Annotated in this window: 24 protein-coding genes; 8 read left to right on the top strand and 16 right to left on the bottom strand. The window is 68.2% G+C overall.

All coding sequences use genetic code 11. The features are described 5' to 3' along the window. Positions 1 to 3: 3 nt before the first annotated feature. From E5P2_RS07000 to E5P2_RS06985, 4 genes are all read right to left on the bottom strand, one after another. Positions 4 to 1380, bottom strand: a complete 1377-nt coding sequence (locus E5P2_RS07000) for a UbiD family decarboxylase (RefSeq protein WP_162566414.1) — start codon at positions 1378 to 1380, stop codon at positions 4 to 6. A 9-nt stretch (positions 1381 to 1389) separates the two neighbouring features. Next, on the bottom strand, positions 1390 to 2304 hold the full coding sequence (locus tag E5P2_RS06995; protein WP_162566413.1) for an amidohydrolase family protein: 915 nt from the start codon (positions 2302 to 2304) through the stop codon (positions 1390 to 1392). A 15-nt stretch (positions 2305 to 2319) separates the two neighbouring features. After that, complete coding sequence (locus E5P2_RS06990) at positions 2320 to 3252, bottom strand: amidohydrolase family protein (protein WP_162566412.1); 933 nt, start codon at positions 3250 to 3252, stop codon at positions 2320 to 2322. A gap of 120 nt (positions 3253 to 3372) precedes the next feature. Continuing rightward, the gene (locus E5P2_RS06985) at positions 3373 to 3771 is read right to left on the bottom strand and encodes an OsmC family protein (RefSeq protein WP_162566411.1); all 399 of its coding nucleotides are present in this window, start codon (positions 3769 to 3771) and stop codon (positions 3373 to 3375) included. A 135-nt stretch (positions 3772 to 3906) separates the two neighbouring features. On the opposite strand from E5P2_RS06985, the gene E5P2_RS06980 reads away from it, so the two are divergent. Further along, positions 3907 to 4419 carry a nucleoside deaminase gene (locus E5P2_RS06980; protein WP_162566410.1) on the top strand — a complete coding sequence of 171 codons (513 nt, stop codon included), beginning with the start codon at positions 3907 to 3909 and terminating at the stop codon, positions 4417 to 4419. Between the two features lie 58 nt (positions 4420 to 4477). Then, entirely contained in the window at positions 4478 to 5668 is a 1191-nt protein-coding gene (locus E5P2_RS06975) for a pyridoxal-phosphate-dependent aminotransferase family protein (protein ID WP_162566409.1), read from the top strand. A gap of 15 nt (positions 5669 to 5683) precedes the next feature. On the opposite strand, the gene E5P2_RS06970 is transcribed toward E5P2_RS06975, so the two are convergent. After that, a complete protein-coding gene (locus E5P2_RS06970) occupies positions 5684 to 6139 on the bottom strand; it encodes an ester cyclase (RefSeq protein ID WP_162566408.1) in 456 nt (151 codons plus the stop codon). Between the two features lie 179 nt (positions 6140 to 6318). Here E5P2_RS06970 and E5P2_RS06965 point away from each other — a divergent pair, with 179 nt between their 5' ends. The 3 genes from E5P2_RS06965 (at position 6319) to E5P2_RS06955 (ending at position 9111) form a co-directional block, all read left to right on the top strand. Then, positions 6319 to 6696 carry a hypothetical protein gene (locus E5P2_RS06965; RefSeq protein ID WP_162566407.1) on the top strand — a complete coding sequence of 126 codons (378 nt, stop codon included), beginning with the start codon at positions 6319 to 6321 and terminating at the stop codon, positions 6694 to 6696. Positions 6697 to 6766: 70 nt separating this feature from the next. Beyond that, positions 6767 to 7597 (top strand): urease accessory protein UreD, encoded by an 831-nt coding sequence (locus E5P2_RS06960; RefSeq protein ID WP_162566406.1) that lies wholly within the window; start codon positions 6767 to 6769, stop codon positions 7595 to 7597. A gap of 89 nt (positions 7598 to 7686) precedes the next feature. Then, on the top strand, positions 7687 to 9111 hold the full coding sequence (locus E5P2_RS06955) for an MFS transporter (protein WP_162566405.1): 1425 nt from the start codon (positions 7687 to 7689) through the stop codon (positions 9109 to 9111). Positions 9112 to 9120: 9 nt separating this feature from the next. Here the strand turns inward: E5P2_RS06955 and E5P2_RS38135 are convergent, their stop codons facing one another. Next, positions 9121 to 9246 (bottom strand): hypothetical protein, encoded by a 126-nt coding sequence (locus E5P2_RS38135; protein ID WP_269475666.1) that lies wholly within the window; start codon positions 9244 to 9246, stop codon positions 9121 to 9123. Between the two features lie 201 nt (positions 9247 to 9447). On the opposite strand from E5P2_RS38135, the gene E5P2_RS06950 reads away from it, so the two are divergent. Both E5P2_RS06950 and E5P2_RS06945 read left to right on the top strand, forming a co-directional pair. Continuing rightward, a complete protein-coding gene (locus E5P2_RS06950) occupies positions 9448 to 10023 on the top strand; it encodes a sigma-70 family RNA polymerase sigma factor (RefSeq protein ID WP_162566404.1) in 576 nt (191 codons plus the stop codon). After that, entirely contained in the window at positions 10016 to 10693 is a 678-nt protein-coding gene (locus E5P2_RS06945) for an anti-sigma factor family protein (protein WP_162570372.1), read from the top strand. Before E5P2_RS06950 ends, E5P2_RS06945 begins: the two co-directional genes overlap by 8 nt. Positions 10694 to 10699: 6 nt before the next feature. Here E5P2_RS06945 and E5P2_RS06940 read toward each other — a convergent pair whose 3' ends face one another. The 10 genes from E5P2_RS06940 to ppk2 all read right to left on the bottom strand — a co-directional run bounded on the left by E5P2_RS06940 (position 10700) and on the right by ppk2 (position 21836). Further along, positions 10700 to 11191, bottom strand: a complete 492-nt coding sequence (locus E5P2_RS06940; protein ID WP_162566403.1) for a hemerythrin domain-containing protein — start codon at positions 11189 to 11191, stop codon at positions 10700 to 10702. 260 nt (positions 11192 to 11451) lie between these two features. Beyond that, positions 11452 to 12993, bottom strand: coding sequence for an alkaline phosphatase D family protein (locus tag E5P2_RS06935; RefSeq protein ID WP_162566402.1), 1542 nt, complete (start codon positions 12991 to 12993; stop codon positions 11452 to 11454). 90 nt (positions 12994 to 13083) lie between these two features. Then, complete coding sequence (gene urtE, locus E5P2_RS06930) at positions 13084 to 13776, bottom strand: urea ABC transporter ATP-binding subunit UrtE (protein ID WP_162566401.1); 693 nt, start codon at positions 13774 to 13776, stop codon at positions 13084 to 13086. 2 nt (positions 13777 to 13778) lie between these two features. After that, complete coding sequence (urtD, locus tag E5P2_RS06925; protein ID WP_162566400.1) at positions 13779 to 14654, bottom strand: urea ABC transporter ATP-binding protein UrtD; 876 nt, start codon at positions 14652 to 14654, stop codon at positions 13779 to 13781. Continuing rightward, positions 14651 to 15865 carry an urea ABC transporter permease subunit UrtC gene (gene urtC / locus E5P2_RS06920; protein WP_162566399.1) on the bottom strand — a complete coding sequence of 405 codons (1215 nt, stop codon included), beginning with the start codon at positions 15863 to 15865 and terminating at the stop codon, positions 14651 to 14653. The genes urtD and urtC overlap by 4 nt, the downstream gene beginning before the upstream one ends. Next, positions 15862 to 17442: an urea ABC transporter permease subunit UrtB gene (urtB, locus tag E5P2_RS06915; protein ID WP_174262712.1), complete on the bottom strand. Its 1581-nt coding sequence runs from the start codon at positions 17440 to 17442 to the stop codon at positions 15862 to 15864. The genes urtC and urtB overlap by 4 nt, the downstream gene beginning before the upstream one ends. 125 nt (positions 17443 to 17567) lie before the next feature. Next, positions 17568 to 18836, bottom strand: a complete 1269-nt coding sequence (urtA, locus tag E5P2_RS06910) for an urea ABC transporter substrate-binding protein (RefSeq protein WP_162566398.1) — start codon at positions 18834 to 18836, stop codon at positions 17568 to 17570. Between the two features lie 87 nt (positions 18837 to 18923). Then, the gene (locus E5P2_RS06905; protein WP_162566397.1) at positions 18924 to 19775 is read right to left on the bottom strand and encodes a lipase family protein; all 852 of its coding nucleotides are present in this window, start codon (positions 19773 to 19775) and stop codon (positions 18924 to 18926) included. A 24-nt stretch (positions 19776 to 19799) separates the two neighbouring features. Then, positions 19800 to 20843, bottom strand: a complete 1044-nt coding sequence (locus tag E5P2_RS06900; protein WP_162566396.1) for an extracellular catalytic domain type 1 short-chain-length polyhydroxyalkanoate depolymerase — start codon at positions 20841 to 20843, stop codon at positions 19800 to 19802. Positions 20844 to 20918: 75 nt separating this feature from the next. Beyond that, a complete protein-coding gene (gene ppk2, locus E5P2_RS06895; RefSeq protein ID WP_162566395.1) occupies positions 20919 to 21836 on the bottom strand; it encodes a polyphosphate kinase 2 in 918 nt (305 codons plus the stop codon). Between the two features lie 152 nt (positions 21837 to 21988). Here ppk2 and E5P2_RS06890 point away from each other — a divergent pair, with 152 nt between their 5' ends. Beyond that, positions 21989 to 23617, top strand: a complete 1629-nt coding sequence (locus E5P2_RS06890; RefSeq protein WP_162566394.1) for an inorganic phosphate transporter — start codon at positions 21989 to 21991, stop codon at positions 23615 to 23617. Positions 23618 to 23643: the final 26 nt, after the last annotated feature.

Below are 23643 nucleotides of genomic sequence, written 5' to 3'. Positions count from 1 at the left end.
CGCCTACCGGCCCGCCAGGATCTGCGCTGCGCGCTCCAGCGCCTGCGGCGACAGCTGCGCGCGCACGCCGTGGAAGTCCGGGCCGCGCGTCGCATCGAGCCCCATGCGCGAGGTGGTGCCGACACCCGAGGCCGACGGGTCGAGCGCGCTGCCCGGCAAGCCATCGATCACGACCAGGTCGCGGTGCGGCTGGAAGTGCGTGGCCAGTGCCCACAGCACCTCCTCGTCACGCGTCACGTCGACATCGGGGTCGACCGCAATCACGGTCTTGAGGTACGGGTCCCAGCCGAGCAGCCCCAGCATCACCTGGCGCGCCTCGCCGGCGCGCATCTGCTTCAGCGCCACGTAGGCATGGAAGTGGGTGCCCGAGTTCGGGTAGTGCAAGGCCGTGACGCTCGGAAAGCGCTGCATCAGCTTCTCGACCATCTCCGACTCGCGCGGGATGCGCGCGAGGTTCAGGTGTTCGGCCGAGTTGCCGCCGACCACGTCGACCAGCATTGGCGCACGCCGGCGCATGATCGTCTCGACGCGCAAGAGGTTGTTGGTCGAGCGGTCCGACGAGTAGCCGGTGAATTCGCCGAACGGACCTTCGTCGACCTTGGCCGTCGGATCGATCACGCCTTCGAGCACGAACTCGGCCGAGGCCGGCACCGCGATGCCGTGACGCGGCGTGCGCACCACGTCCAGCGGCGCGCCGAGCAGGCCGCCGGCGACCTCGCGCTCGTCGACGTCGAAGGGCACGCGCGCTGACGCGGCCAGCATGAAGAGCGGATGGGCACCGATCACCATCGCCACCGGCATCGGACGGCCGCGCTCGATCGCGATCTGCAACAGGCGCCACAGGTCGCCGCGCGAATGCAGGCTGGTCGCAATCTCGGTCGGCGAATGCAGCATCGAGCGGTGGTAGCTCATGTTGCCGCAGCCGGTGTCGGGATGCTCCGAAATCAGGACCGCGTTGGTGATGTAGGGCGCGCGGTCGGTCTCGAAGTGTTTGAGCAGGGGCAGCGTGCGCAGATCGATGTCGCCTTCGCTCACCTCGTCGCACACCGGGCCCGAGGCGAGCACGCGCGACGCCAGCAGCTTGCGCGTTCGCGCCTGATAAGCCTGGTGCAATTGCACAGGCTCGACGCCGAAGAGCCGCGCGACGCGCTCGCGCGAGGCGAACACATTGGTCGCTACCGGCACCGACAGCCCCTCGACCTGCTCGAACAGCACCAGCGGATGCAGGCCTTCGCGCGCGAACGCCTGAACGACAGCCGTGACCTCCTGGTCGGCGCTCACGGCCTGATCGATCACCAGCACATCGTCGGCATGCGCCGCGCGATAGCCCGCCAGCCAGCTCTGGAAGTCCTGCGCGGACGCCGGTGTCGTCGCGGTCATGGCAGAGGCCTACTTCACACCGGCGTATGTGTCGGTCAGGCGCCGCTTGGCGTCGTCGAGGTCCTTCGGCGGCGGCGTGGTCTTGATGCCGCACAGGCGCGCGATGTTGTTGCCCATGTAGTCCTCGAGACCGTCCTCGTCGAGGTCCATGCCCTGCGGCGCGGGCGAGCACAGCACCTCGAGTTCGCGCAGCCACATGCCGGGCTCGTTGGGCGGCGAGTCGGTGCCGAACACGATCTTGTGGCGCGGCAGCTGTTTCGCGAACTCGACGATGCGCGACTGGAAGCACCAGCCCGACTCGCACACCACGTTGGGCGTGTCCATCGCCATCCAGAAGGCCTCGAAGGAATAGTTGCCGCCGGTCTGGATGCCGAAGTGGCCGATGATGAAATTCACCATCGGGAACTCGCGGATGATCGGATAGAACATGGTCGGGATCGTGTACGGCCCGTCGCCGGTATGGATCAGCACCACGATGTTGTACTTGGCGCAGACCTTCATCGCGGGGCGCAGCCAGTCGAGCGCGCGATCGGGCCGATAGCCGTGCATGTTGGCGTGCAGCTTCAGCATCTTGAAGCCGTACTCCTTGATGTGGAACTCCAGTTCCTCGGCGCCGTTCTCCGGACCCCAGCGCGGGTTGAAGGTGAAGTTGCCGATGAAGCGGTCCGGGTACTTCTGCGTCAGCTCGGCGATGTAGGCCATGTAGTCGCGGATGCCTTCGCGCCCGCGCCGGTTTCCGTCGCGGTAGCCGGTGTTGCCGGGCGGCGGCTGGATGAAGCCCATGTCGATGCGGCGCGGCTTGCCGTTGATCATGTAGGGGCCATCCATCAGCTTGAGCATGCGCTCGCCGTTGAAGGGCGTGCCGGTGTGGCGCCAGGCCTCGTCGACCAGGTTGGTGGGATGCAGGTGGGTGTCGATGATCATTGCGGGTCTCCGGGTTCAGCGCGTGGTGACGGGGGCCTTCTCGGCCGCATCGGCCAGGCGGTCGCGGGCTTCTTCGAAGCTGCGCGGCGGCGGGCTCGGTTCGATGCCGATCATTCGCGCCAGGTTGTTGCCGAGGTAGTCCTCGAGCGAGTCCTCGTCGAGGTTCAGGCCCTGCGGCGGCTCGTGGCAAAGCACTTCCAAGAGACGCAGCCACATGCCGGGTTCGTTGGGCGGCGTGTCCGAGCCGTAGAGGATCTTGTGCTTGGGCAGCACCTTGGCGAACTCGACGATGCGCGACTGCAGGCACCAGCCCGATTCGCAATACACGTTGGGCAGTTCCTGCGCCCACTGGAAAGGCTCGAAGCAGTACACGCCGCCGGTCTGCACGCCGAAGTGCGCCATGATGAAGTTGACGCTCGGGAACTCCTTGATCATCGGCACCCATTCGGTCGGGATGCTGTAGGGCCCGTCGCCGATGTGCAGCTTGACCAGCAGGCCGAGCTCGGCGCATTTCTGCAGCGCGGGCCGCACCCAGTCGAGCGCGCGGTCGGGCCGGTAGGCATGCATGTTGGCCTGCAGCTGGACCATCTTGAAGCCATGCTCGGTGGCATAACGCTCGATCGCCTCGACGCCGTTCTGCACGCCGCAGCGCGGGTTGTAGACGAAGCAGCCGATGAAGCGCTCCGGGTACTTCTGCACCATCTCGAGCGTGTAGGCCATGTAGGCGTCGATCGCCTCGCGGCCGGTCTGCTCGCCATCGGTCCAGGTGTAGATGGTGTTGCCCTGCGGCGGCTGGATGAAGGCGCGGTCGATGCGCCGCGGCTTGCCGTTGATGGTGTAGGGCCCGTCCAGCATGCGGATCAGGCGCTCGCCGGTGAAGGGCTCGCCGTCATGGCGCCACGCAAGGTCGACGAGGTTGGTGGGATAGCAGCTGGTATCGATGATCATGGTGTCCTCTGCGGGTTCGATGAACGAATGCTCGCAGCGGACCTTTGATCGGTAAACGGGTGAATCTTTATATATTCATCGGCTCTTTCAATGACTGCAATGGGCTGCAGCGCTGCGGGCTCAGACCAGGCGCGTCTCGATCTCCGTCCTGACCTCGGTCATCAGCCGATGCACCGGGCACTTGCCCGCCACGCGCAGCAGCTCCTGCCGCTGCTCCTCGCTGAGCGCGCCGGTGACGTGCAGCGTGGTGTTGAGCCGGTAGACGCCCTTGCGCTCCTCGCTGGCATCGCGGTCCGCCACGACCTCGATGTCCTCGACCGGAATGTTCTTGCGCCTGGCATAGACCAGCACCGTCAGCGCCTTGCAGGCAGCGAGCGACGCGTCGTAGAGATCGTGCGGCGTCGGCCCGGCATCGTGCCCGCCCGCCGCGTCGTCGACATCGACCGTGATCCGATGGCCGCGAATGCGCAGGGTGTGCTGCGTGCCATGGATGCCGTCGCGCCGGATCGTGATGCTCATGGAATTCTCCTGGTTGGAAAGTGGGCCGGATGGTAGCCGCGCCCGCATCCGCGCGGTGCGCTAAAGTCAAAGTGCCTGATCCGGTCATTTCGACCCTGCGGCGCCCCCGGCGCGCGGCCCACGTAGCATGAAAGCATGAGTTCACCTCCTCCACCCACCTTTCCCGCCGAAGTCCAGCTCGACGAACGCGACGGCCGCTACCTGCGCAAGGCCATCGTCTGGTCGCATGCGGCACGGCGGCGCGGCAACCGACCCTTCGGCGCGCTGGTGGTGTCGGCCACCGGCGAGGTGCTGGCCGAGGCCTACTGCAACACGGCCGAGACCGGCGACCTCACCGGCCACGCCGAACTCAACGTCGTTCGCATGCTGAGCGAGCGCAAGCTGCCGAGCGAGGAACTGGCCGCCGCCACGCTGTACGCGTCCGGCGAACCCTGCGTGATGTGCGCGGGCGCGATCTTCTGGTCCGACATCGGCCGCGTGGTGTTCGGCATCGATGGCGCACGGCTGCGCGCGTTTCGCGGCGACGCGCGCGATGGCGTGCTGTCGTGCCGCGACATCCTCCAGTCCTCGCCGCATGCGGTCGAATGCATCGGGCCGGCGCTGCTCGACGAGGCGAGCGCCGCGCATGTGGGTGCCTGGGAAGGCTGAGCCGCCTCCTGCAAGCCGGCTAGCATCGACGGATCACCGCATCGAACGAGCCCTCCGCATGAACGACGCCCCTCGCCTGCCCGGTTACCGCTTTCTCCATTCCCCGGGGCCGAGCCGCGTGCCCGACGAAGTCGTGCATGCCATGAGCCGCCAGCCGATGGACCTGGCCGATCCGCGCCTGAATCTGTGCATCGCCGCCTGCGAGACGGGGTTGAAGCGTCTGCTCGAGACCGAGCGCTCCGACATCTATCTCTACGCCGCGAATGGTCACGGCGCCTGGGAAGCGGTGATCGCGAACCTGGTCGCGCCCGGCCAGGCCGTGCTGGTGGCCAGCACCGGCCACTTCTCGGAATCGTGGGCGGTGCAGACCGAGGCGATGGGCGGCCGCGTGATCCGCACGCCATGGACCGAAGGACTGCCGGTCGATCCGGCCGACGTCGAAGCCGTGCTTCGCGCCGACGCGGCGCACGAGATCGTCGCCGTCTTCATCGTCCACACCGACACCGCCAGCGGCGTCACCAACGACCTGGCCGCGCTGCGCGCCGCGATCGATCGCAGCGGGCACCCGGCGCTGTTCGTGGTCGATGTCGTGGCATCGCTGGCGGCCGCGCCGTTCGCGATGGATGCGCTGCGCGTCGATGTCGCGCTCGGCGCCAGCCAGAAGGGCTTGATGGTGCCGCCCGGGCTCGCGTTCGTCGCGGTCAACGAGGCGGCGATGGAGGTCTCGCGCCGCAACCGCGCGCCGCGCTACTACTGGGACTGGCCGCTGCGACAGAGCCCGCACGCGTACCGCAAGTTCTGCGGCACGCCGCCGCAGAGCCTGCTCGCCGGCATGGAAGCGGCGCTCGCGCTGATCTTCCGCGAAGGCGTGGCCGAGGTGATCGCCCGCCATCGGCTCATTGCCGACGCGGTGCATGCCGCGATCGAATGCTGGAGCGAGGCCGGCGCGCTGCGCTTCTTCGCGCAAGTGCCGGCCTCGCGCTCGGTGTCGGTGACGACCATCGCGGTCGGACCCGGCATCGATCCCGAAGCGATCCGCAACGTTGCACGCGAGCGCTTCCAGGTCGCGATCGCGGGCGGCCTCGGGCCGCTCGCCGGCCGGGCCTTTCGCATCGGCCATCTGGGCGACATGAACGCGGCGATGATCCTCGGCTGCCTGGCCGGCGTGGAAGCAGCGATGACGGTGCAGCGCATTCCGTACGGCCGCGGCGGACTGGAGCGCGCGGTCGCGCGGCTGGCTTCGGGTTGAGGAAACGGGTCTCTTTCAGCGGGCTTCCGCGTGGAGGAGTCCGAGTTGCTGCAGCGCCTTGACGCCGTCGTCCAGGCCGATCTCCTCGACGATCCTGCCGTCCTGGAGCCGCAGCACGGTCGTGCCGGTGAAGTGCATCTTCCTGCCCGTCGCGGCCGGCAGCGATCCGATGAGAAAGTCGCTGAAGGCCGGCCCGGTGTGCGTACCGCCGCCTTCCCAGCGGCCCACCACGTGGTCGCCCTCGGCGATGAGGTCGGCAGCGCCCCAGAAGTGAAGGTCGGGAAACGCCTCGCGAAAATCGGTCATGAAGGCCTTGATGTCTTCGCGGCCACGACGCGGCTCATGCAGCGAGTAGTGCAGCAGCATATCGGGCGCAGCAAGCTGATCGACGATGTCGAGATTGCAGGTCTTGCCCCAGAAATCGGTGAACCAGCGGCCGACGACGGCCTTGTTGTCGTCTTCTTTGGACATGGTGATATTTCCTTCAATGGATGGGGTTGAAAGAGAAGCAGGATCGCGTCTCCTTGCCCGAACCTTAGGCACGCACGCCGACAATGGCACTCCGTTTCTTGCTTCGAAACCTCGTGACGAAGCTCGGTGAATTCGTTCGAATCCGCAGACTCTCGGCGTCGATGCCGCACGAGCAATGGATGACGAGACTCGCCGACGACACGGAGATCGTCGTGGCAGCCGATGGAAACGGGCCCAGCCCGCTCGGCATCGACAAGGCCATCGCGATCGTGCAAAGCCGGTTCTACCTGGAGCCGCGGGCGATCCAGTTGATCGCACCGTTCCTGAAGGGCCGGGGCAGCTGGCGTCTGCTGACGATCGACTTCGGCGTCGAAGCACTTCGCCACGCGAGCGAGTTCCTGATGTGCTTTGCGTTCGTGGCCGCGAACACCACCCTGTGCGGCACGAGCCCGTACTTCGAGGTCGGCTTCGCGTTGCCGAAGCAGCGGCCGCTGGAAGACCCGGTGTTCCTGCTCACCGTCAAGACGATCGTGGGCATTCCGTTCCCGATGGCCTGATCGCGAGCGGACCGGGACGAGACGCAAGGGCGCCGCGCAAGCCGGCCCGCGGAGTCCCTACACTCGACCCATGCCCTGGCACGCGCAACTCGACCTCGACTATCGGCTTGAAGACGCGCGCAGCGTCGCGCGCTTTCGCCACGAAGGCCCACTGCGCATCCTGCAAAGCCTTTATCCCGAGGGCGACGCGATCTGCCACAACGTGCTGGTGCATCCGCCGGGCGGCCTGGTCGGCGGCGACACGCTCGACTTGCGCGTGTGCGCCGCGGCGGGCAGCCACGGGCTCATCACCACGCCGGGCGCGACGCGCTTCTACCGCTCCGAAGGCGAGCTCGCATTGCAACGCACCGCGCTGGTCGCCGAGGCCGGCGCGCGCCTCGAATGGCTGCCGCTCGAAGCGATCTGCTACAGCGGCTGCCGCGCGGAGAACCGGCTCACGCTCAGGGCCGAGCCCGGCGCCGAGCTGATCGGCTGGGACCTGAGCGCGCTCGGCCTGCCGGGCGCCGGCAAGCCCTTCGAACACGGCCGCCTGCAACAGCACGTCGAAGTACCGGGCGTGTGGCTGGAACGCGGACGCATCGACGCCGCTGACCGGCGCCTGCTGCAAAGCCCGATCGGCCTGGCCGGCCATCGCTGCCTCGCCTCGATGTTCTTCGTCGCCGGCACGCCGATCGCGCGTGCGCGGCGCGGCGCGGCGCTCGATGTCGCAAGGGCGCTCATCGAAGACCACGTGCTGTGCGCGAGCGCCGGCACGACCAGTCCGCACGAAGAGGTCATCGTGCTGCGCGTGCTGGCGCCGCTGGTGGAGCCTGCGATGCAGCTGCTGCGCACGATCTGGCAGGCCTGGCGCGCCGAGCTGTGGAACCTGCGCGGACCCTCGCCGCGGATCTGGGCGACCTAGGCGCGGCCAGCGGCGAACAGGCCCTCGTCCGACGAAAGCGCGCCGCGCGACTGCCTAGACTGGGGCGCCATGCAACCCCCGAGCTTCGTATGACGGCCGCGCACAGCGACATCCCCGCGCGCCTCGACCGCCTGCCATGGTCGCGCTGGCACTGGCGGGTGGTGATCGCGCTGGGCGTGGCCTGGGTCCTCGACGGGCTGGAGGTCACGCTGGTCGGCTCGATCGGCAGCGTGCTCGAGCGCGCCGACACGCTGGCGCTGAACGCCGCACAGGTCGGCTGGAGCGGCTCGCTCTACATCGGCGGCGCGGTGGTCGGCGCGCTGGTCTTCGGCCGGCTGGCCGATCGGCTGGGGCGCAAGAAACTGTTCCTCGTCACGCTGGCGGTCTACACCGCGGCGACGCTGGCCACCGCCTTCTCGCCGGACTTCGCCTTCTTCGCGCTGTGCCGCTTCATGACCGGCCTGGGCATCGGCGGCGAATACGCGGCCATCAACTCGGCCATCGACGAGCTGATCCCGGCGCGCGTGCGCGGCCGGGTGAACCTGGCCATCAACGGCAGCTTCTGGATCGGCGCGGCGCTCGGCGCCGGCATGAGCCTGTGGCTGCTCGATCCGCGCGTGCTCGGCCCGGTGTGGGGCTGGCGTGCGGGCTTCGGCCTCGGTGCGTTCCTCGCGGTGGCGATCCTGCTGGTGCGGCGCGACGTGCCCGAGAGCCCGCGCTGGCTGATGTCGCACGGCCGCGCCGACGAAGCGCAGCGCATCGTCGCCGGCATCGAGGCCGAAGTCGCCACGCGGCACGGGCCGCTCGCGCCCGCCGCCGGCGGCGCAGCCTTCGGCACCCGCGCGAGTCCGGCATGGCGCGAGGTGGCGCACGTGCTGTTCAAGCGCTATCCGCAGCGCAGCATCGTCGCGCTCGCGCTGATGATCTCGCAGGCCTTCTTCTACAACGCGATCTTCTTCACCTACGCGCTGGTGTTGACGCGCTTCCACGGCGTGCCCGAGGGCCGGGTTGCGCTCTATATCTTTCCATTTGCGCTCGGCAACGTGCTGGGGCCGCTGGTGCTGGGCCCGCTGTTCGACCGCGTGGGCCGGCGGCGCATGATCGCGCTGACCTATGTGCTGTCGGGCGTCGGGCTGGCGCTGACCGGCTGGGCCTTCATGCAAGGCTGGCTCGATGCGCGCAGCCAGGCGCTGTGCTGGTCGGCGGTGTTCTTTCTGGCCTCGGCGGCGGCCAGTTCGGCCTACCTCACGGTGAGCGAGGTGTTCCCGCTGGAGATGCGCGCGATCGCGATCTCGATCTTCTACGCGGTGGGCACCGGTGCCGGCGGCTTCGTCGCGCCGGTGCTGTTCGGCGCGCTGATCGAAACCGGCAGCCGCGGCGCGGTCGCTGTCGGCTATGCGATCGGCGCGGCGCTGGTCATCGTCGCGGGGCTGATCGCGCTGCGCTGGGGCGTCGATGCCGAGCGGCGCGCGCTGGAAGACATCGCGCCGCCGCTCGGTGCGGACGCCGGCTGAACGAATGGATCAGGGACAGAACATCGAAGCGGCCGCCATGATCGCGGCGGCGACCACGCCCGTGAAGAACATGTAGAGGCCCAGCTTGGCGGCGAACGGGTCCTGGGGTTGCAGCTTTGCGTGAGATGTTTCCATGACGAACTCCTCTCGAATGGCAGTGTGATGCTAGATCTCGCATGGCACGAAGCACGGCGCTAAACCGCAACGCCGGCGATTTCCGTTGCGCAATGTGTGGAATGTGTCACCCATCGGTGCACCGGGTTGACGAGAATCGAAGGCGGGCGCAAGGCATGGAATAAATCCGCGCCCTGCCGCGTCATGCAGTGAAGGACTCCGTTGACCGATCGCACCCTTCGATTCGAGACCGCGGCCCTGCCGCACCTGCCCGCCGCCTACAACCTGGCGCGCTGGCTGCTGCGCGACGACCGCGAGGCCGAGGACGCGGTGCAGGAGGCGTACCTGCGCGCCTTCCGCTTCTACGACGCGCTGCGCGGCGAGAGCGTGCGGCCCTGGCTGCTCGGCATCGTGCGCAATGCCTGCTACGACTGCATGCGGCAGCATCGCCATCTGGCGGACCAGGTCGAGTTCGACGAGTTGCGCGACAGCCAGGTCGATACGGCCGGCATCAGCGCCCTGCCCCAGGACGGCGGCGATCCTGCCGCGCTTTGGGAGCAGCGCAGCCGCGGCCGGCGCGTCAACGCGGCGATCGAGGCGCTGGCGCCGGCCTTTCGCGAAGTGATCGTGCTGCGCGAGCTGGAGGGAATGCCGTATGAAGACATCGCGCGCGTCGCCGGCATCCCGGCCGGGACGGTGATGTCGCGCCTGTCGCGCGCCCGCGCCCTGCTGCGCGATGCATTGCGCGAGGAAGCTCCCGCGGCGAAACAGGAAAGGGAACGGGATGCCAATGCCTGAAGAAGACGACCCGCTCGACGCGCTGATCCGCCAGGAGGGCCTGCGGCATGCACCGCCGGCCGCGCTGGCCGGGCGCATCCAGGGCGCGCTGCGGATGGCCGACGCGCAGCGTTCCGCACCGGGACGCAGCAGCCGGCAAACGGCATGGCCCTGGCTGCGCGGCCTCGCGCTGTTCGGCGCCGGCGCCGCGACCGCCTGGGGCCTGGCCCTGAGCCTGCTCGTGCTGCCCGCGCAGGACGTGCTGAGCGATGCCGTCACCGACAGCCACGTGCGCTCGCTCATGGGCTCGCACCTGGCCGACGTCGCCTCGTCGGACCGCCACACCGTCAAGCCCTGGTTCGCGGGCAAGCTCGACTTCTCGCCGCCGGTGGTGGACCTCGCCGACGAGGGCCTGCCGCTGACGGGCGGCCGGCTCGACTACCTCGACGGCCGGCCGGTCGCCGCGCTGGTCTACCGCGCGGGCTCGCACATCGTCAACCTGTTCGTCTGGCCGGCGCCGGACGGCACGCCCACGGTGCCCGTGTCCGCCGCGCGGCGCGGCTACAACCTCGTGCACTGGACCGAGGCCGGCATGCAGTTCTGGGCCGCGTCGGACCTGAACGCCAAGGAACTGGCGGCCTTCGCGCAGCGCCTGCGCGAACGCCTCGCCACGGCCGATCCCAGCCCCTGAGTCCGCTCAGGCGGACGATCTGGCCTGGTACATCGGATAGAGCTGCGCCTCCTCGCGCACGATGCGGTCGGTCAGCACCTGGCCGATGGAGGCGTACTGCTCACGGAAGGCCGCCTGTCTGGCCGGGTCGTCGAACACCTCGGACGCGGCATGACGATCGACGAAGTTGAAGGCGATCTTGCCGATGGCCCCCATCTCGATCTTGAAGCCGAGAAAAAGCGCATGCATGTCGTCGTCCTCCGGGATCACGCGCTGCAGGTAGCAGTAGAGGCTGACGCGCTCCTTCAGCAGGTGGCTGGTCAGCATGCCGCGCAGCTTGCGCAGCTGCGCCGAGACCTCGGGCCACCGGTTCTGCCCCATCGCACGGCCGATCGCGTCGTAGAGCACCAGCAGGCCTTCGTGCTCCGCGCGCAGTTCGTCGACCAGTCCCGCGTGGTATTCGACCCGAAGCCCGTCGCCCCGGGCGGACGGCCGGGAGAGCCGGGCGACGGCTGGCATGCGGGCCACTGCATCGGGCAAGGGGGCCGGGCTGCGTGGCGCCGGTGGAGGAACGGGACGCGGCTTTCGCCAGAAGGTGAAGAAATGCGTGAACATGATCGTCCGGCTCCCACGGTGGCCATGCAGGATTGCCTCGTTGAGTGGCCGGGGCCATGCGGCGGTTCCGGGCTTGGCCTCGGCGACGCGCGCCGCTGCGCAATCCGTCACGATGGCCGCGGAAACCCTGAGGATGTCGAATGCGCGCGCTGTGCGCCGACCGCTCAGGCGGATTCGATGTGCACGCCCGGTGCGCCGTCTTCCACCGCGAAGCGCGCGAGCCGGCGGACAGCGGAGCCGGCGACCTTCTCGTCGTCCACGGCACGGTACTCGACCGCGCAGCCGCGCGCATCGAGCGACATCAGCGCGTAGCCGCGCTTGTCGCCGCGGCCGAAGCGCAGGTGCGGATTCTTCGCCAGGAGGTTGGCCACGCCCGCCGCGCTCGGGCCTTCGGAAGTGATCGCGCCGCCGACGAATTCGGTCGCCACGATCGGCGCACCAGGCTCGCGCCGCAGGTCGGCCGCCCAGAACGCATGCACGTCGCCGCTGATCACGAGCGGGTTGCGCGGCCTGAGCGCCGCCACCGCATCGAGCAGCCGCGTGCGCGCCGCCGCGTAGCCGTCCCAGCCATCCATCCAGTAGCCGTGCGCGGGTGGCCCCTTGCGATCGGCCTCGGCCATCAGCGTGGTCTGCGCGATCACGGTCCACTGCGTGGGCGGCCGCACCAGTTCGCGCGCGAACCATGCCTCCTGCGCGGTGCCGAGAAAGCTGCGCGCGGGCGCGCTGCGCTCTGGGCAATCGACCAGCGGCGTGGCGCTGCGGCCCGGCAGGCAGGCGTGGTGCGAACGGTACTGCCGGCCGTCGAGCAGCAGCACATCGAGCATCTGGCCGAAGCGATAGCGGCCGTAGATGGTCGCCGAGGCGCCGCTGGGCCGCGCGCTCGCGGGCACCGGCATGTGCTCGTACCAGGCCTGGTAGGCGGCCGCGCGGATGGCGAGGAATTGCGCGGGATCGGCCGTGTGGGGCGAGACATCGTCGGTGTAGTCGTTGGCGACCTCGTGGTCGTCCCAGATCACCAGCCACGGGAAGGCGGCATGCGCGGCCTGCAGATCGGGATCGGTCTTGTAGAGCGCGTAGCGGTCGCGGAACTCGGGCAGTTGCGTCGGGATGCCGGTCTGGTGATGCCGCACGTGGCGCGAGCCCCAGGAGGTCTCGTAGATGTAGTCGCCGAGATGGATCATGCAGTCGATCGGCTGCGTCGCCATGTCGCGGTAGGCCGCGTAGTAGCCCTGCTCGTACTGCTGGCACGAGCCGAAGGCCAGCCGCGCGGGCGTGGCCGTGTCGCCGTCGGCGGGCGCGGTGCGCGTGCGGCCGACGGGGCTGCGCGCATCGCCCGCCCTGAAGCGATACCAGTAAGGCCGGCCCGGCGCGAGGCCGTGCAGTTCGACATGCACCGAGTGCGCCTCGGCAGCGACGGCCCGTGCGGTGCCGCGCGCGGCGATGCGCGCAAAGCGCTCGTCCTCGGCGACTTCCCAGCCCACCTCGACGAGCGCCTTGCCCATGCCGCCGCCCTGCAGCGGATCGGGCGCGAGCCGCGTCCACAGCACCACGCCGTCGGGCGTCGGGCTGCCCGATGCGACGCCGAGCGTGAACGGATCGCGATCGCGCCAGCGCTGCGCGTGCAGGCGCAGGAAGGGATGGCCCAGCGACGCGGCGGCCAGCGCGCCGCCGACCAGGCGGCGACGGGAGAGAAAGTATCGGTTCAAGATGGCCTCGCGCAGTGGATGCCATCATCGCCCAATTCGCGACTGTCCCGGCATTCCACCGTGACTCGCCACGATCCCGGCGAGGCTCGGTCAGATCGCCACCAGCTGCCGCACCCCCTGCGCCTCCATGTCCTTGCCGAGCCCGCGCGCGATCACCTCGCCGCGCTCCATCACGAGGTAGTCATCGGCCAGTTCCTGCGCGAAATCGTAGTACTGCTCGCACAGCACGATCGCCATGTCGCCGCGGTCGGCCAGCATGCGGATCACGCGGCCGATGTCCTTGATGATGCTCGGCTGGATGCCCTCGGTCGGCTCGTCGAGGATCAGCAGCTTGGGTTTCGGCGCCAGCGCGCGCGCGATGGCGAGCTGCTGCTGCTGGCCGCCCGAGAGATCGCCGCCGCGCCGGTTCAGCATCTGCCTGAGCACCGGGAACAACTCGTAGAGCTCGGGCGGAATCGGCGTGCTGCCGGGCTTGTAGGCCAGGCCCATGCGCAGGTTCTCCTCGACCGTGAGCCGGGCGAAGATCTCGCGGCCCTGCGGCACGAAACCCATGCCGGAGCGCGCGCGCTCGTAGGGCGTCTGCCGCTGGATCGGCGCGCCATCGAACTCGATGCTGCCGCTCTTGATCGGCACCAGGCCCATGAGCGACTTGAGCAGCGTCGTCTTGCCAACGCCATTGCGGCCGAGCAGGACCGTGACCTTGCCCGGCATGGCCGTGAAGCTCACGTCGCGCAGGATGTGCGAGCCGCCGTAGTACTGGTGGATGTTCTTGACTTCGAGCATGGCTATCGTCCCAGGTACACCTCGATCACGCGCTCGTCGGCCTGCACCTCGTCGAGCGTGCCCTGCGCCAGCACCGAGCCATCGCACAGCACCGTCACGATCTCGGAGATCGCGCGGATGAAGCTCATGTCGTGCTCGACCACCATCAGCGAATGCTTGCCCTTGAGCGACAGGAACAGCTCCGCGGTGCGCGCGGTTTCCTCGTCGGTCATCCCGGCCACCGGCTCGTCGAGCAGCAGCAGCTTGGGATCCTGCATCAGCAGCATGCCGATCTCCAGCCACTGCTTCTGGCCATGGCTCAGGTTGCCCGCCAGGCGCAGCACGCTGCCTTCGAGGTGAATGGTGTGCAGCACTTCCGCGAGCCGGTCGCATTGCGCCGAGTCGAGCCTGAACAGCATCGACGACTTCACGCCCTTGTTGGTCTTGAGCGCGAGCTCGAGGTTCTCGAACACGGTGAGCTGCTCGAACACCGTCGGCTTCTGGAACTTGCGGCCGATGCCGAGCTGCGCGATCTCGGCCTCCTTGTGGCGCAGCAGGTCGATGGTGCTGCCGAAGAACACGGTGCCTGCGTCGGGCCGCGTCTTGCCGGTGATGATGTCCATCATCGTCGTCTTGCCGGCGCCGTTGGGGCCGATGATGCAGCGCAGCTCGCCGGGCGCGATGTCGAGCGAGAGCTTGTTGATCGCCTTGAAGCCGTCGAAGCTCACGCTCACGTCTTCGAGGTAGAGGATGCGGCCGTGCGTGGTGTCGACCTCGCCGACCGTCGTGTGCCGGCCATAGCCCGCCTCGCGGCCGCCCGATTCGGTGAGGCTGGCGAAGTCGCTGTGTGCGTGGCGCGCGATGCGCTCGGCGCCGGCATCCATCAGGTCGGGTGTCATGCGCGGGCTCCCTTCGGTTCGGCCGCGAGCGGTGTCAGCGCGGCGGGTTCGGCGCCCTGCTCCGCCGCCACCGCGCGCTGCGCTTCGCGCCGGCCCTCGCTCGGCGCCGTCCTCTCGCGCGAGGCCCATTTCTTCACCAGCCCCACGATGCCGTTCGGCAGGAACAGCGTGACAGCAATGAACAGGGCCCCCAGGAAGTAGAGCCAGTATTCCGGATACGCGACGGTGAGCCAGCTCTTGGCGCCATTGACGATGAAGGCCCCGAGGATCGGCCCGATCAGCGTCGCGCGGCCGCCGACCGCGGCCCAGATCGCGATCTCGATCGAGTTGGCCGCGCTCATCTCGCCGGGGTTGATGATGCCCACCTGCGGCACATAGAGCGCACCGGCCACGCCGCACATCACGGCCGAGATGACCCAGATGCTGAGCTTGTAGCCGAGCGGGTTGTAGCCCGAGAACATCACGCGCGACTCGGCGTCGCGAATCGCCTGCAGCACGCGGCCGAACTTGCTGCCGATCAGCCATTTGGCGAACAGGAAGAAGCCGAGCAGCGTGAGGCCGGTGAGCACGAACAGCGTCATGCGCATCTCCCGGGTCGCGATCGGAATGCCCAGAATGCGCTTGAAGTCGGTGAAGCCGTTGTTGCCGCCGAAGCCGGTCTCGTTGCGGAAGAACAGCAGCATGGCCGCGAAGGTCATGGCCTGCGTGATGATCGAGAAGTACACGCCCTTGATGCGCGAGCGGAACGCGAAGAAGCCGAACACGAAGGCCACCGCGGCCGGTACGGCGACGATCAGGATCAGCGTGGCGACGAAGCTGCCGCTGAAAGTCCAGTGCCAGGGCAGCGTCTTCCAGTCGAGGAACACCATGAAGTCCGGCAGGTCGCTCTTGTAGTTGCCGTCGCGCCCGATCTGGCGCATGAGATACATGCCCATCATGTAGCCGCCGAGCGCGAAGAACACGCCGTGACCCAGCGAAAGGATGCCGGTGTAGCCCCAGATCAGGTCCATGGCCAGTGCGCAGATCGCGTAGCACATGATCTTGCCGACCAGGGCCACGGCGTAGTCGCTCATGTGGAAGGCGCTGTCAGGCGACACCACCATGTTGAGCACCGGCGCCAGCGCGCAGACGACGATCAGCGCGACGAAGAAGCCGGTCCAGCCCTTGCCGCTGAGCAGCGGGCCCCTGGAAGGAAGCTTGACGTCGCTCATGCCTCGGCGCTCCGGCCCTTGACGGCGAAGATGCCTTGGGGGCGCTTCTGGATGAAGATGATGATGAAGACCAGCACGGCGATCTTGGCCAGCACCGCGCCGGCCCAGCCTTCGATGAACTTGTTGAGAATGCCCAGCCCCATCGCCGCGTACACGGTGCCCGCGAGCTGGCCGACGCCACCCATCACGACCACCATGAACGAATCGACGATGTAGTTCTGGCCGAGGTCCGGGCCGACATTGCCGATCTGCGACAGCGCGCAGCCCGCGAGGCCCGCGATGCCGGAGCCGAGCGCGAAGGCGTAGGTGTCGATGCGCGCGGTGTTCACGCCCATGCAGGAGGCGATCGGCCGGTTCTGCGTGACGCCGCGCACGAACAGGCCCAGGCGCGTGCGGGCGATGAGCCAGCCCATCGCGAGCAGCACGAGACCGGCGAAGACGATGATGCAGATGCGGTTCCACGGCAGCGTCACGTTGCTCAGCATGGCGAAGCCGCCGCTCATCCAGTTCGGGTTCTCGACGCCGACGTTCTGCGCGCCGAAGAAGGAACGCACCAATTGCTGCAGCATCAGGCTGATGCCCCAGGTGGCCAGCAGCGTCTCGAGCGGCCGGCCGTAGAGGAAGCGGATCACGCCGCGTTCGAGCACCGCGCCGACCAGCGCCGAGGCGAGGAAGGACACGGGAATCGCCGCCACGAGATAGAGGCCGAATGCCGACTCCGGCAGGTAGCGCTGGAACAGGCCCTGCATCACGTAGGTCGCATAGGCGCCGATCATCATCAGCTCGCCGTGCGCCATGTTGATCACGCCCATCAGGCCATAGGTGATCGCGAGGCCCAGCGCGGCCAGCAGCAACACCGAGCCGAGGCTGATGCCGCTGAAGATCGCGTTGATGCGATCGCCCCAGACCAGCGCGCCGTCGATGCTCGCGATCGAGGCCTGGATCGCGGCCTTGACATCCGCCTCGGTCTCGTCGGCCAGGCGCTGGTTGAGCAGCAGCTTGGTGTCGGGGTTCTTGTTCTGCCCCAGCGCCTTGGCCGCGGCGAGGCGGCGCGTCTTGTCGGCGCTGGTGAGCATCGAGGCATCCCGCACGAGTTCGAGCTTCGCCTTGATGCCGGTGTTCGTCTCGGCCGCCAGCGCCTTCTCGACCAGCGGCAAGCGCGATTCGTCGGGTTCCTTGAACAGCGCGGCCGCGGCTTCGGCGCGCACCGCATCGTCCTTGCTCGTGAGCTTGAGCGCGGACTGCGCGGCATCGAGCGCGCCGCGCATCAGGTTGTTGTTGACCACGTCGTCGGCGTCGTCGGGCAGCTTGAGCTCGATGCCGCTCACCGGATCGAAGGCCTTGTCGTCCCTGATGACGAAGACCTTGTCGGCGCTCACCTTGACGGTGTCGTCACTCAAGGCCTGGATGAAGGCGGCGGTCTTGTCGTCGGCATCGATCACTGCCTTGTTCAGCGCGGCGATACGGTCTTCGCTGTCGCCGATCGCAATGGCCCGTGCTTCGTCGACGGTCAGTGCGTGGGCCGAGAGAGTCGTCAACAGCACGAATGCCGTCACGCAGAAGTTGATGAAGCGCATAGATAGTTGCACGCGATCTCAATTCCAGAAACACCGCGGAACCGGCTTAGCCGGGCCGCAGGTGTTGCCCCCGGTAGGGGGTTGGCGAAGCGACACGAAGTGCGCGAAGACTGGGGGCGAGCCAGCTACATCGACTTTCCGGCAGGAAAATCGGGCTTTTTGTCGTTGCCTTCGATGAACGGGCTCCACGGCTGTGCCTTGACGGGTGCCGGCGTCTTCCACACCACACCGAACTGGCCATCGGCCTTGATCTCGCCGATGAACACCGGCTTGTGCAGGTGGTGGTTCTTCGGATCCATCTCGACGGTGAAGCCGTCCGGCGCCTTGAAGGTCTGGCCCGCCATCGCGGCGATGACCTTGTCGGTGTCGGTGCTCTTGGCCTTCTCGACGGCCTGCTTCCACATGTGCATGCCGATGTAGGTGGCTTCCATCGGGTCGTTGGTCAGCGGCTTGTCGGCCTGCCCCGGCAGCTTCTTGGCCTTGGCGTAGTCGCTCCATTCCTTGATCCAGGCCGCATTGCTCGGGTTCTTGATCGACATGAAGTAGTTCCATGCCGCGAGGTGGCCGACCAGCGGCTTGGTGTCGACGCCGCGCAGCTCTTCCTCGCCGACCGAGAAGGCCACCACCGGCACGTCCTTGGCCTTGAGGCCGGCGTTGCCGAGTTCCTTGTAGAAGGGCACGTTGGAATCGCCGTTGATGGTGGAGATCACCGCCGTCTTGCCGCCCTGCGAGAACTTCTTGATGTCGGCGACGATGGTCTGGTAGTCGCTGTGGCCGAAGGGCGTGTACTTCTCGTCGATGTCGGCATCCTTCACGCCCTTGCTGTGCAGGAAGGCGCGCAGGATCTTGTTGGTGGTGCGCGGGTAGACGTAGTCGGTGCCCAGCAGCACGAAGCGCTTGGCGCCGCCGCCTTCCTTGCTCATCAGGTACTCGACCGCGGGAATGGCTTGCTGGTTGGGCGCGGCGCCGGTGTAGAACACGTTCTTGGACAGCTCCTCGCCCTCGTACTGCACCGGATAGAACAGCAGGCCGTTCATTTCCTCGACCACCGGCAACACCGACTTGCGCGACACCGAGGTCCAGCAGCCGAAGATCACGGCGACCTTGTCCTGGCCGAGCAGCTGCTTGGTCTTCTCGGCGAACAGCGGCCAGTTGGAGGCCGGGTCGACGATCACGGGTTCGAGCTTCTTGCCCATCACGCCGCCGTGGGCGTTGATCTCCTCGATGGTCATCAGCGCCATGTCCTTGAGCGCCGTCTCGGAGATCGCCATCGTGCCCGACAGCGAATGCAGGATGCCGACCTTGATGGTGTCCTGGGCGAACGCCGGCACGGCGGAAAGGCTCGCGAGAGCCACGGCGGCGGTGAGCGCCTTGAGGGTGAAACGACGTTGCATGGCTTCCTTCTCCGGTGGTTTGAACGATGGAGGGAAGTCTGCGCAGGAGGGCGCGCAACGGAAATACGCCCGGTGGCGTACGGCGGCTCAGCCGAAATACGCCCTGGCGTAATTGACCGGCGCATGGTCCGCCAAGTCGCGCAGCAGCACGGCGCCCGGCTTCCACGCATGCTCCGTCGCGTAGCGCGCGCGGCCCTGCGCGCGATCGGTCTCGATGAAGGATGGCGTCGGGTCGATGACGCAGATGGCCTGGTCGCAGGTGATGTAGGTCGGCGCGCCGGCATGTGCATAGAACGAGAGCGCCGGCGGTACCTGGGTCACGACGTCGCAGCCATCGACGAGGCGCACGATCTCGGCGCCAGCCAGCACCGCGACGAAGTCCGCGTCGCCCACGCGCGGCGAGCCGAGCGTGACGAGCAAGGTGGGCGGCGTCACCGTGGCGGCAAGCGTGGCGAGCGCCGCGCCGAGGCTGTGGCCGGCCAGCACGAGGCTGCTGCGCCGGCTGGCCGCGCCCGCGAGCCAGTCCTGGATCCGCGGCAGCACCGCGCGGGCCGCATGCGCGAAGCCCGCGTGCACGCGGCCGCCGGTCGGCGCCCATGCGGTCTGCTGCGCCTGCAGGTTGGTCGCGAGATGGCGGATCTCGTCGGGCTGCGTGCCGCGAAAGGCGACCAGCGCGCCGCCGTCGTGCGCATGCAGCGCGCCGAACGCGAAGGTGGCGCCTTCGACGAACAGCGTCGGCGCATCGAAGCCGGCGCGGGCCAGCGCATCGATCAGGCGCGCATGCTCGGTCGTGGATGTTTCCGCGCGGTAGTAGGCCAGACGCGCGGCTTCGACTGCCCGCTGGGTGGGCGTGTAACGCTCGCCGGCCGCGAACAGCGTGTCGCGATGCTCGGGTGCGTAGAGCGCTGCACGGCTCGCGTCGTAGGGAATGGTGGCCATCGGGTCGTCCCTCGGCGATACCGACTACGGCTGCACGGCGCCCGACCTGAACTGGCGCGCGGCGAAGGCCCAGACCAGTTTGGTCGCGTCCGGGCCCGCGGCATCGCTGAACGGCATGCTGGGGGCGCCGCCGCTCCATGCATGGCCGAGGCCGGCGATCTCGCACAGCGTGACCAGCGTTCTGTTGCCGCGGGTGTAGTCGGTGACGCGCATCGGATGACGCTTGCCGCGCTGCAGCGTGCGCGGGCTGCCGGGCCGTGCGCCGGTGGCCATGGCCCAGACCGCCGCACTGCTGACCGCATTGCTGGCCGACACCACGGCATCGGCATCGCCATGCAGCACCAGCAGCGGTGGCAGCGAGCTGAACGCCGCCGCCGCGCCCATCGCCTTGCCGACGGCGGTGGCGGGCATCGGCGGCACATGGCGGCCGCGCATGGCGCCGAGCGCGGTGGCCGGCGACTTCGCGGCGCCGGGCGCGACGCCGGAATGCATCGCCACCGCCTTGAAGCGCCCGGGATAGCGCGTGGCCATCAGGGCCGCCATGCTGGCGCCGGCCGAGAGGCCGGCCAGCGCGACGCGCTCGCGGTCGGCGGGATAGAGCAGGATCACCTGGTCGATCGCCGCCATCAGCGTCGCGGCCTCGGCATCCGCCTTGCCCGAGCGGCGTTCGTACCAGTTCCAGCAACCCTGCGCGTTGGCCAGGCGGTCCTGCTCCGGATAGAGCACGAGGAAGCGTTCGCGCGCGGCCACGCGGTTCATGCGCGTGCTGGCCGCGAAGTCGCGGCCGGTCTGGCCGCAGCCGTGCAGCATGACCATGAGCGGCAGCTTTTCGCCCGGCTGCAACTGCAGGTCGGGCGGACGGTACAGGTGATAGCGCCGGGCGCCGCCGGCGCCGAGCGCCATGCCGCCGATCCAGTCGCCACGGCCCGGCGGCGGCTCGAGCTGTTTGGCGGTCGCGCGCTGCACCTGGCTCGCGATGCGCTTGCCGCTCTTCAGCGTGGCCTGGGTGAGCGCCTTCAGGTTGCGCTGGTAGGCGCGAGTGAGCGCAGAGGTGGAGCGGCGGGACATCGGTGTGCGCGAAAGCGTGTTCCGCACACGGTAGCAGCTTCGCCTGCTCGCATCCATCGGCCGGCCGGCCGCATCTCAATACAGTTCGGGCACGATCATGCTGGCCGGCACCGGATGGCGCAGGTAGTCGGCATTGCGCACGCGCGCGGGCAAGGTCACCGGGGCATGCTCGACCTCGTGGTACGGAAACTGGCCCAGCAGGTGGCTGATGCAGTTCAGGCGCGCCTTCTTCTTGTCGACCGCCTGCACCACCCACCAGGGCGCCTCGGGGATGTGGGTGCGTTCCAGCATCGTTTCCTTGGCCTTGGTGTATTCCTCCCAGCGGCGGCGGCTTTCGAGGTCCATCGGGCTCAGCTTCCACTGCTTGAGGGGATCGTGGATGCGGCCGAGGAAGCGCATGTGCTGCTCTTCGTCGGTGATCGAGAACCAGTACTTGATGAGCTTGATGCCCGAGCGCGCGAGCATGCGCTCGAAGTCGGGCACGGTGCGGAAGAACTCTTCGTATTCCTCGTCGGAGCAAAAGCCCATCACGCGCTCGACGCCGGCGCGGTTGTACCAGCTGCGGTCGAACAGCACGATCTCACCCGCGGCCGGCAGGTGCGCCACATAGCGCTGGAAATACCACTGCGTGCGTTCGCGGTCGTTGGGCGCCGGCAGCGCAGCCACGCGGGCCACGCGCGGGTTGAGGCGCTGCGTGATGCGCTTGATCACGCCGCCCTTGCCCGCCGCGTCGCGGCCTTCGAAGAGGATGACGACCTTCTGCTTGCTGTGCTGCACCCAGTCCTGCAGCTTGACCAGCTCGGCCTGCAGGCGAAAGAGTTCCTTGAAATAGGCCTGGCGCCCCGCCTTGTCGGTCACCCGGCCCGATTCGAGTTCGTCGAGATTGCGGTCCTCGAGCTCGAGTTCGATCTCCTCGTCGTAGCTGTCGACCAGATCGCGCGCGATGCGCTGCATCAGGTCGTCGTGGTCGGTGAAAGTGCTGCGCAGCGTCATGGTCGATCCGGAAGGCGGAGGGAAGGCCGGATGCTGCCGCTGCGGCATGACCGTTCCGTGACAAAGGAGGCCCGGCACGGGCCAGGCGCCGTCACGAGGCTGTCACATGGCGCGCCCACGATCAGGCGCCGCACCACAACCCGCCCCTTGCCATGAGCTCGATCACCGCGCCTTCGCTTTCGACCCAGGCCCCGTCTTCGGGGCGCCCCTCGCTGGATGCCAAGCCGGGGCCGGTCACGCTGATCGTGTTCGTCGGCCTGCTGGCGAGCGGCCTTCTGTACACCGCCTGGAGCCTGGTTCAGGACGTGAGCGCCGCCGGCACGCCGGTCACGACCTATGTGCCCTTCATCCTGCTGGGCGTGGCGCTGCTGATTGCCCTGGGCTTCGAATTCGTCAACGGTTTCCACGACACCGCGAACGCGGTCGCGACCGTGATCTACACACACTCGCTGCCTCCGAGCTTCGCGGTCATCTGGTCCGGCTTCTTCAACTTCCTGGGCGTGCTGGCATCCAGCGGCGCCGTGGCCTTCGGCATCATCTCGCTGCTGCCGGTCGAACTGATCCTGCAAGTGGGGTCGAGCGCCGGCTTCGCGATGGTGTTCGCGCTGCTGATTGCGGCCATCGTCTGGAACCTGGGCACCTGGTGGCTCGGGCTGCCGGCCTCGTCGTCGCACACGCTGATCGGCTCGATCATCGGCGTCGGCGTCGCCAATGCACTGATGCACGGGCGCGACGGCACCAGCGGCGTCGACTGGGGCCAGGCGCTCAATGTCGCCTATTCGCTGCTGCTGTCGCCGATCGTCGGCTTCGTGTTTTCCGCGCTGGTGCTGATGGTGCTGCGCCTGCTCGTGAAAAACCGCGAGCTCTACGACGAGCCGAAGACCAACGCCCCGCCGCCGTGGTGGATCCGCGGCCTGCTGGTGCTGACCTGCACCGGCGTGTCCTTCGCGCACGGCTCGAACGACGGCCAGAAGGGCATGGGCCTGATCATGCTGATCCTGGTCGGCACCGTGCCGCTGGCCTATGCGCTGAACCGCGCCATGCCCGCCGAGGAGACCATCCGCTTCGTCGCCGTGGCCGAGGTGGCACAGAACGCGCTGGTGCGCAGCGCCCCTGCTGCCCTGCCCGCCCCGCAGCCGGCGCAGGCGCGCGAGACGATCGCGACCTATGTGCGGACGAAGGAATTCAATCCGACGGTGGTACCGGCGATCGCGGCCCTCGCCGGCAGCATCGGTACCCAGGTCAAGGACCATGGTTCGCTCGCCGGCGTGCCGGCCGACGCGGTGGCCAACGTGCGCAACGACATGTACCTGGCTTCCGAAGCGATCCGCGTACTCGACAAGAGCGGCGCCGTGAAGCTGGATGCCGACACCAAGGGCAAGGTCGGCGCCTTCCGTCACGAGATCGACGATGCGACCAAGTTCATCCCGCTGTGGGTCAAGGTGGTGGTCGCGATCGCGCTGGGCCTGGGCACCATGATCGGCTGGAAGCGCATCGTCGTCACGGTGGGAGAGAAGATCGGCAAGACCCATCTGACCTACGCCCAGGGCGCCTCCGCCGAGGTGGTGGCAATGCTGACCATCGGTGCGGCCGACATGTACGGACTGCCGGTGTCGACCACCCACGTGCTGTCCTCGGGCGTGGCAGGCACGATGGCGGCCAGCCGCTCGGGCCTGCAGATGTCGACGCTGCGCAACCTCGCGCTGGCCTGGGTGCTGACGATGCCGGCTGCGATCCTGCTGTCGGGCTCGTTGTACTGGCTGTTCAGCCACCTCTTCTGAGCGCGCCCTGACCGCCGCGACTTCGC

Origin of the sequence: Variovorax sp. SRS16 (assembly GCF_901827165.1) — a bacterium.
In the GTDB taxonomy this organism is placed as follows: Bacteria; Pseudomonadota; Gammaproteobacteria; order Burkholderiales; family Burkholderiaceae_C; genus Variovorax.
Note: the sequence above shows the minus strand (reverse complement) of the source record. Positions and strands in the feature narration are given on the sequence as shown.

Excerpts from the sequence above, each read along its gene's own strand:
- E5P2_RS07000 (WP_162566414.1), bottom strand. The coding sequence starts at position 1,380 with ATGACCGCGACGACACCGGCGTCCGCGCAGGACTTCCAGAGCTGGCTG.
- E5P2_RS06995 (WP_162566413.1), bottom strand. The coding sequence starts at position 2,304 with ATGATCATCGACACCCACCTGCATCCCACCAACCTGGTCGACGAGGCC.
- E5P2_RS06990 (WP_162566412.1), bottom strand. The coding sequence starts at position 3,252 with ATGATCATCGATACCAGCTGCTATCCCACCAACCTCGTCGACCTTGCG.
- E5P2_RS06985 (WP_162566411.1), bottom strand. The coding sequence starts at position 3,771 with ATGAGCATCACGATCCGGCGCGACGGCATCCATGGCACGCAGCACACC.
- E5P2_RS06980 (WP_162566410.1), top strand. The coding sequence starts at position 3,907 with ATGAGTTCACCTCCTCCACCCACCTTTCCCGCCGAAGTCCAGCTCGAC.
- E5P2_RS06975 (WP_162566409.1), top strand. The coding sequence starts at position 4,478 with ATGAACGACGCCCCTCGCCTGCCCGGTTACCGCTTTCTCCATTCCCCG.
- E5P2_RS06970 (WP_162566408.1), bottom strand. The coding sequence starts at position 6,139 with ATGTCCAAAGAAGACGACAACAAGGCCGTCGTCGGCCGCTGGTTCACC.
- E5P2_RS06965 (WP_162566407.1), top strand. The coding sequence starts at position 6,319 with ATGACGAGACTCGCCGACGACACGGAGATCGTCGTGGCAGCCGATGGA.
- E5P2_RS06960 (WP_162566406.1), top strand. The coding sequence starts at position 6,767 with ATGCCCTGGCACGCGCAACTCGACCTCGACTATCGGCTTGAAGACGCG.
- E5P2_RS06955 (WP_162566405.1), top strand. The coding sequence starts at position 7,687 with ATGACGGCCGCGCACAGCGACATCCCCGCGCGCCTCGACCGCCTGCCA.
- E5P2_RS38135 (WP_269475666.1), bottom strand. The coding sequence starts at position 9,246 with ATGGAAACATCTCACGCAAAGCTGCAACCCCAGGACCCGTTCGCCGCC.
- E5P2_RS06945 (WP_162570372.1), top strand. The coding sequence starts at position 10,016 with ATGCCTGAAGAAGACGACCCGCTCGACGCGCTGATCCGCCAGGAGGGC.
- E5P2_RS06940 (WP_162566403.1), bottom strand. The coding sequence starts at position 11,191 with ATGCCAGCCGTCGCCCGGCTCTCCCGGCCGTCCGCCCGGGGCGACGGG.
- urtE (WP_162566401.1), bottom strand. The coding sequence starts at position 13,776 with ATGCTCGAAGTCAAGAACATCCACCAGTACTACGGCGGCTCGCACATC.
- urtD (WP_162566400.1), bottom strand. The coding sequence starts at position 14,654 with ATGACACCCGACCTGATGGATGCCGGCGCCGAGCGCATCGCGCGCCAC.
- urtC (WP_162566399.1), bottom strand. The coding sequence starts at position 15,865 with ATGAGCGACGTCAAGCTTCCTTCCAGGGGCCCGCTGCTCAGCGGCAAG.
- urtB (WP_174262712.1), bottom strand. The coding sequence starts at position 17,442 with ATGCGCTTCATCAACTTCTGCGTGACGGCATTCGTGCTGTTGACGACT.
- urtA (WP_162566398.1), bottom strand. The coding sequence starts at position 18,836 with ATGCAACGTCGTTTCACCCTCAAGGCGCTCACCGCCGCCGTGGCTCTC.
- E5P2_RS06905 (WP_162566397.1), bottom strand. The coding sequence starts at position 19,775 with ATGGCCACCATTCCCTACGACGCGAGCCGTGCAGCGCTCTACGCACCC.
- E5P2_RS06900 (WP_162566396.1), bottom strand. The coding sequence starts at position 20,843 with ATGTCCCGCCGCTCCACCTCTGCGCTCACTCGCGCCTACCAGCGCAAC.
- ppk2 (WP_162566395.1), bottom strand. The coding sequence starts at position 21,836 with ATGACGCTGCGCAGCACTTTCACCGACCACGACGACCTGATGCAGCGC.
- E5P2_RS06890 (WP_162566394.1), top strand. The coding sequence starts at position 21,989 with ATGAGCTCGATCACCGCGCCTTCGCTTTCGACCCAGGCCCCGTCTTCG.